The organism is Anaerotignum sp. MSJ-24 (genome assembly GCF_018918145.1).
Lineage (GTDB): Bacteria > Bacillota > Clostridia > Lachnospirales > Anaerotignaceae > Metalachnospira.
This window is the reverse complement of record NZ_JAHLPX010000007.1, coordinates 188534-200423: the sequence shown is the minus strand read 5'-3', so window position 1 is coordinate 200423 and position 11890 is coordinate 188534. Positions and strand designations below refer to the sequence as shown.

Sequence of the window (11890 nt, the reverse complement as noted above, 5' to 3'; positions counted from 1 at the left end):
CTATTCAATCCGATTATTTCAATAAAAAAGAGCTCTTTCGAGCCCTTAAAAATCTTTGTTTGAATAAAAATGTACCGATAAACAAAAGCTGGCTATATATACTGCAAATGCAACTATAATACCGCCGATATAAAACATAGCCGGATTTCTTGTAATAACAGAAAGCATATCCATTGCTCCATATATTTTTGCTCCGAATACAATCAAAAACATAATTCCTATAAGTACAAATCTCGCTTTATTTGCCCCGAATTTATATGCCATTAACAGTTCAATTCCGCTGATTGTAATTGCCATAACAACAGGAATAATTGTTACTCCCTTTATATAAATAAGCGTTTCTCCTTTTATTGCGCATAAAGCTATAAATATGGCAGTGAGTATAACAATATTCAATATAACCATTAAATACTTACACAAAACCTGTTGTCTTTTTGTTGCGGGCATTGCCGATGAATATCTGTCCCATTTATTTTTTTCATCATATGCTATCATTGTAATTGGCGATATTGCGGTAAAAGCGACTATATAGCCGGAAAGTATGCCTATTTCGGCATTTTCACTGCTAATCATAGCAATAGTCAATATAAGCATAACTATTCCGGCGGTAACCATAGAATTTTTCATCATAAAAATTTCTTTTTTCATAAGTCCGAGCATAATCATTTACCGCCTTTCATATAAAAATACATTATATCCTGTATGGTCGTTTTTTCGGTTTCAAAACCGGAAGGAATTTGATTTCTGTATACAAGTGCCTTCGACGAATATTGTGTTTTATCGGTATAAACAACAGCCTTACTGTCCAGTTCCGAAAGCTTATTTTCATCGATATTGATAATCGCATATTTATCAAGCAGATCGTCCTTGTTTTCCGAAAATACTACATTTCCGTTGTGTATGAACGTGATATAATCGCATATACGCTCCATATCCTCTATAATATGAGATGCTAAAAGCACACCACAGCTTTCGTCCTGTATAAAATCCATAAGTATATCCAATATTTCGTTTCTTGCCATAAAATCAAGTCCGTTTGTTGCCTCATCAAGTATCAGAAGCTTTGCGGAATGCGAAAGAGCTATGGCAAGCTCAAGCTTCATTTTCATTCCTGTTGACAAGGATTTTATTTTCTTTTTGAAATCCAGACCTAATTTATTTATATAGCTTTCAAACTTACCGCTGTCCCAGTTTTTATATATTCCCTTCAGTACGCTTTCCGCATTTTTTATCGTAAGCTCTTCCGGAAAGCCGCAGTCTGCCTGCACAACGGCAATGCTGTTCCAAATATCCGAATTACAGTTTTCCAAATCAACTCCGAACAGCTTTACCGTTCCGCTGTCCTTATGCACAGCATTTGTAATTATATTGATTATTGTGCTTTTTCCTGCTCCGTTTTCTCCTATAAGTCCCATTATCGTTCCTTCGGAAATATCAAAGGAAACATTGTTCAAATCAAAGCCCTTATAACTTTTGCATAGATTTTTTACCTCCAGAATACTCATCTATATTCCTCCAAACATATATCAAATATCTCTTTGACCTCTTTCTTGCTTATTCCGCTGTTATATGCCTCTTCAATAAGCCTTCTCACATTTTCCTCGAGCTGCTTCATTTTTTCTTCTTTAAGCACAGCCGAATTATTTTCAGCAACGTAACTGCCTTTTCCGGCAACAGTAATTATAAAGCCATCTCTTTCCAGCTCTTCGTATGCTCGTTTTGTGGTTATAACGGATATTCTCAAATCCTTTGCCAATGCTCTTATAGACGGAAGCTGTGAACCTTCCTCCAGCTTTCCGGATAAAATCATATTTTTCATCTGAGAAGTTATCTGTTCATATATCGGCCTGTCATCTTTGTTGCTTATAACAATATTCACTCAAGCACCTCCTCGTTAATACTGTATATATTAAGTATATACAGTATTAACAGTTTGTCAAGCATAAAAATAACGGCTCTGTTAAACCAAAGCCGTTATTAGTGAAGGATGAAGGATAATATAGCAATTCTAAAGTAATTTAGAAATATATTTAATTATTCAAATAAAGGAGTTGAAAGGTATCTGTCACCTGTATCGGGAAGGAGAACAACAATGTTCTTGCCTTTGTTTTCAGGTCTTTTTGCAAGCTCTCTTGCTGCCCAGACTGCCGCACCTGATGAAATACCAACAAGGATACCTTCGTTTCTGCCGATTTCTCTGCCTGTTTCGAAAGCATCATCGTTATCAACAGTAATTATTTCATCGTATACCTTTGTATCAAGAACCTTGGGAACAAAGCCTGCACCGATACCCTGAATCTTATGAGCACCTGATTTGCCCTGTGAAAGCACAGGTGACGTAAGCGGCTCAACTGCTACAACCTTAACATTGGGATTCTGTGATTTAAGATAGCTGCCAATACCTGTTATAGTTCCACCTGTACCAACGCCTGCAACGAAAATATCAACCTTGCCTTCTGCATCTTCCCAGATTTCGGGGCCTGTTGTCTGTCTGTGAACTTCGGGGTTTGCAGGGTTTACAAACTGTCCGGGAATAAAGCTGTTGGGAATTTCCTTTGCAAGCTCGTCAGCCTTTTCGATTGCGCCCTTCATGCCCTTTGCACCTTCTGTAAGTACAAGTTCTGCACCATAAGCCTTCATAAGCTTTCTTCTTTCAATACTCATTGTTTCGGGCATTACGATAATGATTCTGTATCCTCTTGCTGCTGCGACCGATGCAAGACCGATACCTGTGTTTCCTGATGTAGGTTCAATAATAACCGAATCCTTGTTAAGAAGTCCTTTTGCTTCGGCATCATCGATCATACCTTTTGCAATTCTGTCTTTAACGCTTCCGGCAGGATTGAAGTATTCAAGCTTAGCAATAATTTTTGCTTCAAGATTGTTTGCTTTTTCAAAGTTTGTAAGCTCCATAAGTGGTGTTTTTCCGATGAGTTCTGCTGCTGATTTATAGATCATAATTATCTCCTCCGTTTGCTTTTCTAATTTCATATAAGTCTACTGTTTTGATATGTTTATATTATATACCTAATTTCCTATATGTCAATAGGGTTTTTAATTTTTTTAAAGATTTTTTTGAGAAACAAAACCGGAAAATTGTCCAACTTATTTTGCCGCAATTTATCACATTTTACCCTTATATATGTTATAATTATTTTAATTACGCTTATAATGAGGTGGATAATATATATGCAGAAAAATAAAGGCGCAGAGCCTGTAAAAAAGAAAATTACAATAGGTATTCCTCGTGCCATGCTTTATTACAGATATGAAGTTTTATGGAAAAACTTCTTTTCTATTCTCGGTGCTGACTGCGTAATCAGCGAACCGACAAACAAAGAAATAATAAAATCCGGTACAGCAGCAGCTATTGACGAGGCCTGTCTTTGTACAAAAATTTATCTCGGTCATGTAAAAAGCCTTATCGGCAAATGTGACTATATACTTATACCAAGAATAAGCAACTTCGGAATAAAACGAAATATGTGTACAAAGTTCGAGGCTTTATACGATATTGCATGTAACACATTCAGAAAAACAAGTCAGAAATTCTTAACCTACAATGTTGATGTAATTGAGGACTGTCCGGAGGAAAAGGCATTCATTGAAATGGGAATTGAGCTTGGTTTTTCAAAAAAAGAGGCTCTTAATGCTTATAAAGAGGCAAAAAAAGGCGAAACCGAAAGCCTTAAAAATCATTTAAAGGCAAACGAAAGCTTATATAAAAAGAACGGTCTCAAAATTCTCATTGTTGCCCACAGCTATGTCGCAATGGATTCATATATCGGAAAGCCGGTTACCGATTTTCTTAAAAAGCTCGGTACAGTGCCTATAATGGCTGATGTTGTTGACCGTAAGGACGCTTTAAAACGCAGTGCTAAGGTTTCTCCTACTTTAAAATGGGAGCTTAGCCGAGAGCTTGTCGGAAGTATTGACGAGCATATAGACAAGATAGACGGTATGGTGCTTATGTCTGCATTTCCCTGCGGTCCAGACTCAATGGTTGACGAAATGATTATACGAAAATTCAGAGGCAAGCCTATACTCAACATAACTCTTGACGACCAGGACGGAACGGCAGGACTTGAAACAAGGCTTGAAAGCTTTGTTGATATTTTAAGATTCAAAGGAGGCACACTTTAATGAACGGCGTAAAAAAAGTCTCTTTTCCAAGCTTCACTCATTACAACTATGCTTTTAAATATTTTATGGAAAACGGCGTCGGTGCACGTTATATAATGCCTCCGCAGATGACACTACGAACTCTCGACAGAGGCACAAAGGCAAGTCCGGATTATGTCTGCACTCCATTCAAAACAACTCTCGGAAGCATGATGGACTGTCTTGAGGCCGGCGCCGACACAATATTTATGTCCATGGGACTTTGCCGTCTTGGCTATTACGGTGAGCTCCAGGAGCAGATTTTAAGAGATATGGGATACCAGTTCGACTTTGTAAATCTTTCCGAATACAGCACAGGTAAACGAAGAGATTATATAAAAGCTCTTAAAAGACTTAATCCAAGAATGTCGGTTGCAAAAATGATGCTTGTTCTTGCCGAAACCGTTAAGCTCGTTGAACAGCTTGACGAGGCAGAGGCTATGTATTATAAAAACTGTGGCTTCGAAAAGGTCAAAGGAAGCTGCAAAACCGCCATAAAGCGATACCACACAGCCGTTGAAACAGCAACAACCGGCCGTGAGCTTGAGGCAGCTTATAAAAAATTCAAAAAAGAATTTAACGATATAGAGCTGGATAAGCCCGAAAATCCGTTAAAGGTCGGCGTAGTCGGAGAATTCCTTACCGCACAGGACGCTTTTTCAAATCTCGATGTAGAGCAGAAGCTTGCCGATATGGGCGTTGAAGTATATCGTTATCTTAACGCAACTTCAAGAATGTTCCACTACAAAGGCAAAAATTTGCAGGTAGAAACATCGGAATACTGCAAATATGATATGGGACCTACATCAACAATCAATATCTGGGCGGCTAAAAACTATGCATCACATAGTTTTGACGGAATTGTCCATATCAAATCAGCAGGCTGTACACCGGAAATTGATATTATGCCGGTTCTTCACAATATAAGTGAGGACTATAAAATTCCGGTTCTGTATCTCACCTATGATTCACAGACAAGCGACACAGGTCTTGCCACAAGACTCGAAGCTTTTTACGATATGATAAGCATGAGAAAGAAGGTTTTATAATGAAAGAAGCATATCTCGGAATAGATATAGGCTCTATTTCCACTAAGGGAGTTATTATTGACGAGGATAACAATATCCTTGCAAGCTCATATATATGGACAGAAGGAAATCCTCTCGGTTCCGCAAAAAAACTTTTAGGTATATTAGAGGAACAGTTTGACAAGGAAACATATCAGATTGTTGCAACAGGCACAACAGGAAGTGCAAGAAACCTTGTAGGTGCAATGGTTGGTGCAACAATGGTTAAAAACGAAATCACCGCACACGCAATCGGAACAACAACACTCTATCCCGATGTAAGAACAATACTTGAAATTGGCGGTCAGGATTCAAAAATAATCCTTGTTGAAAATGGTGTTGCCATTGATTACGCAATGAACACTCTTTGTGCCGCAGGTACAGGCTCATTCCTTTCCAGCCAGGCAAAGCGTCTTGGCGTTGAGGTTGAGGAATTCGGAGATATAGCACTCAAATCAACTCACCCTACCCAGATTGCCGCAAGATGTACCGTATTTGCCGAATCAGACCTTGTTCATAAAATACAGATGGGACATCCTAAGGAGGATATAATAGCAGGTCTTTGCAAGGCTGTTGTATCAAACTACCTTAACAACGTCGGAAAAGGCAAAAAAATACTTTCTCCCGTTGTTTTCCAGGGCGGTGTAAGCAAAAACATAGGTGTTACAGCCGCATTTAAAGAAGCTCTCGGCTGTGACATAATCGTTGACGAAAACGGACATCTTATGGGTGCTTTCGGCGTTGCAATACTTGCCGGAAGAAGCAGCAAACGAAAGGTATTCGATTTTTCTGTTGAGGATATGGAATTTAAAACAAGAGATACAAACTGCGGTCGATGTCCGAATAACTGTGAAATCATTTGTGTATACCGTGACGGTGTATTAATTGATTCATGGGGCAACCGCTGTGACAGAGGTGCCATTAAAATCGGAACAAAATTAGCAAACTAAATTCATATCAAGGGAGGAAATACTTATGATTAAAAACGAAACTCTCGAAACACTCAAAACACGTAGAAGCTGCCGTGCTTACAAACCCGAAATGATTACCGACGAAGAGCTTGAAACAGTGCTTGAGGCAGGAACATGGGCTCCCACAGGAATGGGAAAACAGAGTCCTATACTCATTGCCGTTCAGAATCCCGAAGACGTTGCGGAGCTTTCAAGAATCAATGCAGAAATATTTGGAAAACCCGGTTTTGATCCTTTTTACGGAGCAAAAACAGTTATCGTTGTTCTTGCAGATGCCGAAAGACCTACCCATGTTGAGGACGGAAGTCTTGTACTCGGAAACATGATGAATGCAGCCGCAAGCATCGGTCTTGGCTCATGCTGGATTCACAGAGCAAAGGAAACATTCGAAAGAGAGGACGGAAAAGCTCTTCTTAAAAAATGGGGAATTACAGGCAATTATATCGGCGTAGGCAACTGCATACTCGGTTATGCGGCTGAACCGGACAAATCTCCTGCACCAAGAAAAGACGACTATATTACAATAATTAAATAAGCTCAATACACATAAAAGAGGATTGCCATTAATGACAATCCTCTTATTTTTATGTTCTTAAAGTTCTAAATTAGATGTCCATACTTGCCATTGTGTTAGCTGCGTAAGGCATGATGTATGTAGATAATCTGTCCTTACCTGTAATTTCCTTAGCCTTTGCAATAGCCTCTTCGATTGTCTTAACAGCGATAACATCTGTCTTAACAAACTGATCGGGATCCATATCCGAAACAAGGATATAGTGAATCTGTGTAGCTACCTCGAAAAGACGGAAACCAACATATCTACCGATGCCATAGTTTTCTCTGAGGAATACTTCTCTGTCAAGCATGTTATCAAATTCGAATGCGAATTTTTCTGTATCGGGATTTCCCCAGCCTTCTGAGCACTGAGAAACAAGGATAAGAACACCTTCACCGGGTTTGATAGCACCTACTGCATTGAATACAGGTTTAACTCCCTGATAGTAGTTGATGTCTTTAGGATATCCGCAAGCTGATGCGATAACAAGGTCAGCCTTCTGGTCAATTTTAACACCGTCAATCTTCTTAACAAGGTCTGTACCTGCTTTATGAGCTGCAAATACATCACCTGCAAAGCACTGAGCAATCTTGTTTGAACTGTCAACAACTGAGTTTACAATGAATGAAACCTTAGCAAACTTAGCTGCTTCAATCATATCCTCATGTACAGGGTTGCCTTCCATTACGCCGTTAGCACATGTTTCAACAGCACCGCTGCCTGCCGGGCCGGGTTTGAAATAAAGCTTATGGTTGAAGTTGATTGTCTTTCTGCTTGAAATACCGGGAAGAATTGTTTTTCTGCCGCCGCCGAAGCCTGCAAGGAAGTGGAATACGATACCGCCAACAAGAATTCTATGGTCACATTCCATAGCAAACTTATTGCATTCCATTACATTTCCTCTTGTTGATGTACCAGTAACAACGAATTCATCTTCGTTATCGGCATGGTTATTGATGTGTTTGAATCTTGCACAGAAGTCCTTACCGATAAGGTTTTCGAAATCAACTTCTTCCTGAAGTCTGTGTGTACCTACAGCTGAAAGGAAGATGATGTCTTCATCTTTAACACCGATCTTTTCGAGCTTTTCAACAAGTACATGACAGATGATAGCCGGTCTTGCCCATGCTCTTGTAACGTCGGGAACAACGATACATACACTCTGTCCGGGTTTAACGATTTCTTCAAGCTTAGGTGAACCGATGGGATTTTCGATAGCATCTCTGATGATTTCTTCTTCAGATTTATGGGGAAGTTCAACAACCGAAGGCTCAAGTACCTTTATTACATCTTCCTCAGGATACTCGAATTCACGAGTTCCGTTACCATACTTAAAAGTATATTTTGCCATTAAAATATTCCTCCTTTGAAATAATTATTTTATCGGTTTCATACCGATTAGTTCATTTACATTAAATTAAATAATACGTGAATTTTACCATATAGTACACATATATTCAACTATAATTTATACTTATGATACCATTTCAAGTTAAAAATATCAAGTTATCTGTGAATTTTTTCAAAAAATGCCGTAAATACCAAAAGAACCGCCCTAAAAAGAGCGGTTCTCATTTTTTATATGTAATTCAGTTAAATTACTTCTTTAATGTAGCACATGTGTTAGCACCGTAAGGCATAATGTATGTTCTGGGGTGCTCTTTGCCACAAAGCTTCTTACCTAATTCGATAGCTTCATCGATTGTCTTAACGGGATGAATCTTTGTCTTCTTGAAGAGTTCGGGATCCATTGATGAAACAAGAATGAAGTGATAGTCCTCAGCATACTGGAAGATGAAGTAAGCAACGTTAAGACCGATTGTGTAATGCTCTCTTGTGTAAACTTCACGATCATAAGCATTATCAAACTCTGTTGCCATTCTTTCTGTGTCTGCACTACCCCAGCCTTCACGGCACTCTGATACAACGATGAATACACCGTCTTTAGGTTTAACTGTACCGATACCGTTGTTGATAGGTTTTGAACCTGTCTGATAGAGGTTGATGTCCTTAGGGTAACCCATAGCACATGTGATTGTCATATCAGCAAGCTCATCTACTGTAACACCGTCGAATTCACGGCATTTAGCAACAGCTGCTTCATGGCTCTTATGAAGGTCACCTGCGTAGCAGAAGCCGATTGATTTGTCGGGAGCGATTACGTTTGTGATAACGAAGTCGATTCCTGCGAATTCAGCTGCTTCAAACATTTCTTTACTTACAGGGCTGTCTTCATAGCTACCGGGAGCAACAAGAGGGTTTCTTCCGCTTCCAACTCCGCCGGGATTGAAGTACTGTGAATGGTTGCTCATGATTGTGTCACGGCCTGCGATACCGGGAAGAACGTATTTTCTTGATCCGCCGAAGCCTGCAAGGAAATGGAATACAGTTGCGCCACAAACAATCTTCTTGTCATAGCTCATAGCTGTTTTGTTTACCCAAATATCATTTCCTCTTGATGATGTACCAACCTTAACGAGGTTATCGTCGCAGTTATGGTCAACAACTTTAATCTTAGCATATACTTCAGGGCTTACGAGAATTTCATGCTCTTCGGGTGTCTGATCTCTATGTGTTCCTGTTGCAGAGATGATAAGCATGTTTTCATCTTTAACACCGATTTCTTCAAGCTTCTTAACAAGAACCTTTACTTCAACTTCGGGTTTGCCCCACTGTCTTGTCATATCGGGTACAAGAATACAAACTGTATCAGTAGGTTTTACGATTTCTTCAAGCTTGCCACATCCGATAGGATTTTCAATAGCAGCAAGAACCTTTTCTTCGTCTGTTCCTTCGGGTACAGGAACGTGAGCGGGCTCAATAACTCTTATGATGTCTTCATCGGGATAAGAGAAATCCATATGTCCGTCGCCGTACTTAAAACTGAAATTTGCCATAATATATATCCTCCTTGTAAAAAATCTATAATATCCCCATCAGCTTATATTAAAGCCAATAATATAGTAGCATTATTATATTCAAAATGCAATACCCCTAAATATTAATTGTAATGATTATGTATAGAATATTTTATATATAGCAAAAAAATTGTGTACTTTTACACAAGCAAAATAAATACTTTATTTTGCCGCTTCAATCTCCGCATTAAGCCGTTTCATCTCTTTTATTGTAAAGCATAATATAATAAATGCGGCAAGAAAATCCGCCGACGGTCCAGCATACAAAATGCCGTCAAGTCCCATAAATAAGGGAAGTATTATAACAAACGGTATGAGCAGAATCATCTGTCTGAGCATAGAAAGTATAGATGCTTTCATTGCCTGTCCGGTAGCCTGGAAGTATGTTGTTGTTATCATCTGAAAGCCGGATGTAAATATTCCGAACATATATATTCTCAGACAACGTATTCCAAAATGTGTAAACATCGCATTGTCATTTCCGAATATCGATATAATAGCTCCCGGAAAAGCTATACATGCAATCCAGCCGATTACCGATACAATAGTTGAAGCAGCTGCGGCAGTAATATACGTCTTTTTAATTCTTTCATAATTTCTTGCACCTCTGTTATATCCGAATATAGGCTGTGCACCTGTGCCAATGCCGATATTTATTGCAAGAAGTATCATGCTGACCTTAAGCACAACGCCCATTGCACTTAATGCAACATCGCCGCCTATTTCGGTCATATCTCCGTATTTTACAAGGGAATTATTCAGTATAATCTGAAGGACTACGGCAGATACCTGTGTTATGCAGCTTGATGTTCCGAGTGCAACAGAGTATTTAATCAGTTCCGGATTTATGCGTATATTTTCCTTTTTAAGACGCATATTACCCTTCTTTACAAAATACCTTGTTATTATTATTGCCGATGCAATCTGTCCCAATATAGTGGCAACAGCCGCACCCTTTACTCCCCATTTAAAAATAAATATAAATGTAGGATCCAGTATTGTATTTATAATGGCTCCGATAAGCATACTGAACATTGACATTTTAGGGCTTCCGTCTGTTCTTGCAAAATTTGAACCGCCAACGCCGATAAGGACAAACGGCATACCGATTGCAATTATAGAAGAATAATCATAGGCATACTGAAAGTTATTGGGTGTTGCACCGAATACATTAAGCAGCGGCGTTAAAAAAACAATCGTAAGTATCGCCATAATAACACCTACAAGACCGAGCATAAGGAATACAGTTCCTATTACCCGATCTGCAATATCCTTTCTTTTTTCACCGAGCTTTATCGCCGCAAAAGCATTTCCGCCTACACCAATCAGCATTGCAACCGCAAGAGTTATGTTTGATATAGGCAGTGCAACGGTTGTTGCGGCATTTCCGAGATAACCTACACCCTGTCCTATGAATATCTGGTCAACAATGTTATATATAGAGTTTACCAGCATGGCAATTATCGACGGTATCGCAAATTTTCTTAACAGCTTGCCTATCGGTTCATATCCCATCGGATTTTCGTTTTTAACCATATTTTCCATCATTTTATCTCCTTGTAAACATCAACGTAATAAAAATAGCTACATTATATTAGGACATAAAAAAACCAAAGTATTGAAGCAGTTTTCACGGCGAAAACACCTAACTTCGGTTTTATTGTTTAAATTATTTTGAGCTTTTCTTTTTATATATTTCATGAACAGACAATGCGGATACAATACCAAGAATAGCACCGCATATAACATCAGTCGGATAATGAACCAGTAAATATATTCTTGAAAATCCCATTGCTATTGCTCCGGCAATAGCCGCTTTTCCATGTTTTCTGTCCGACAGATAATACGAAACGGCAGCCGCAAACGAAGCCGCAGTATGTCCTGACGGAAAAGAATAATCCTTTGGTTTATTTATTGTTATCTCCATATTATGCTCATCAAAGGGACGAACTCTTCCGACAACCGGTTTTATAACCAGATTGCACGCCGCCGACTCTATGCCGAGTGAACCAAGCATAAACCAACCCATCTTTTTTCGCTCTCCGCCCATAAGAATAAGCGATACAGCCAATGTTATCCAGACAAAGCCGCCGTTTCCGAGCCTTGTAACAAATCTCATTATCTTATCCAACAGCGGACTTCTCATATTTTTGTTTATAAAACGTATTACTTTATTATCCAATGTAAGAATGTATTCCATATATGTCACTCCAATCG

The 11890-nt window shown here is 38.9% G+C and carries 12 protein-coding genes; 4 read left to right on the top strand and 8 right to left on the bottom strand.

The features are described from left to right. Positions 1-45 precede the first annotated feature (45 nt). From KQI66_RS07215 to cysK, 4 genes are all read right to left on the bottom strand, one after another. Positions 46-660: an ABC-2 transporter permease gene (locus KQI66_RS07215; RefSeq protein WP_216428129.1), complete on the bottom strand. Its 615-nt coding sequence runs from the start codon at positions 658-660 to the stop codon at positions 46-48. Positions 661-662: 2 nt separating this feature from the next. Continuing rightward, positions 663-1505 (bottom strand): ABC transporter ATP-binding protein, encoded by an 843-nt coding sequence (locus tag KQI66_RS07210; RefSeq protein ID WP_216428127.1) that lies wholly within the window; start codon positions 1503-1505, stop codon positions 663-665. Then, positions 1502-1879 carry a GntR family transcriptional regulator gene (locus tag KQI66_RS07205; protein ID WP_216428125.1) on the bottom strand — a complete coding sequence of 126 codons (378 nt, stop codon included), beginning with the start codon at positions 1877-1879 and terminating at the stop codon, positions 1502-1504. Before KQI66_RS07205 ends, KQI66_RS07210 begins: the two co-directional genes overlap by 4 nt. 155 nt (positions 1880-2034) lie before the next feature. After that, positions 2035-2964 (bottom strand): cysteine synthase A, encoded by a 930-nt coding sequence (gene cysK / locus KQI66_RS07200; RefSeq protein WP_334300587.1) that lies wholly within the window; start codon positions 2962-2964, stop codon positions 2035-2037. A 225-nt stretch (positions 2965-3189) separates the two neighbouring features. On the opposite strand from cysK, the gene KQI66_RS07195 reads away from it, so the two are divergent. Genes KQI66_RS07195 through KQI66_RS07180 form a run of 4 tightly spaced genes read left to right on the top strand, consistent with a single transcriptional unit; the run spans position 3190 to position 6734 of the window. After that, positions 3190-4143: an acyl-CoA dehydratase activase-related protein gene (locus KQI66_RS07195; RefSeq protein ID WP_216428121.1), complete on the top strand. Its 954-nt coding sequence runs from the start codon at positions 3190-3192 to the stop codon at positions 4141-4143. After that, complete coding sequence (locus KQI66_RS07190) at positions 4143-5210, top strand: hypothetical protein (RefSeq protein ID WP_216428119.1); 1068 nt, start codon at positions 4143-4145, stop codon at positions 5208-5210. The genes KQI66_RS07195 and KQI66_RS07190 overlap by 1 nt, the downstream gene beginning before the upstream one ends. After that, on the top strand, positions 5210-6178 hold the full coding sequence (locus KQI66_RS07185; RefSeq protein WP_216428118.1) for an acyl-CoA dehydratase activase: 969 nt from the start codon (positions 5210-5212) through the stop codon (positions 6176-6178). The genes KQI66_RS07190 and KQI66_RS07185 overlap by 1 nt, the downstream gene beginning before the upstream one ends. 25 nt (positions 6179-6203) lie before the next feature. Then, positions 6204-6734 (top strand): nitroreductase family protein, encoded by a 531-nt coding sequence (locus tag KQI66_RS07180; protein WP_216428116.1) that lies wholly within the window; start codon positions 6204-6206, stop codon positions 6732-6734. A 70-nt stretch (positions 6735-6804) separates the two neighbouring features. Here the strand turns inward: KQI66_RS07180 and larA (KQI66_RS07175) are convergent, their stop codons facing one another. The 4 genes from larA (KQI66_RS07175) to KQI66_RS07160 form a co-directional block, all read right to left on the bottom strand. Next, a complete protein-coding gene (larA, locus tag KQI66_RS07175; protein WP_216428114.1) occupies positions 6805-8106 on the bottom strand; it encodes a nickel-dependent lactate racemase in 1302 nt (433 codons plus the stop codon). Between the two features lie 247 nt (positions 8107-8353). Beyond that, entirely contained in the window at positions 8354-9652 is a 1299-nt protein-coding gene (gene larA, locus KQI66_RS07170; RefSeq protein ID WP_216428112.1) for a nickel-dependent lactate racemase, read from the bottom strand. Between the two features lie 183 nt (positions 9653-9835). Further along, positions 9836-11218, bottom strand: a complete 1383-nt coding sequence (locus KQI66_RS07165) for an MATE family efflux transporter (protein ID WP_330655071.1) — start codon at positions 11216-11218, stop codon at positions 9836-9838. Positions 11219-11342: 124 nt separating this feature from the next. Continuing rightward, positions 11343-11873 carry a phosphatase PAP2 family protein gene (locus tag KQI66_RS07160; protein ID WP_305832499.1) on the bottom strand — a complete coding sequence of 177 codons (531 nt, stop codon included), beginning with the start codon at positions 11871-11873 and terminating at the stop codon, positions 11343-11345. Between the last annotated feature and the right edge of the window lie 17 nt (positions 11874-11890).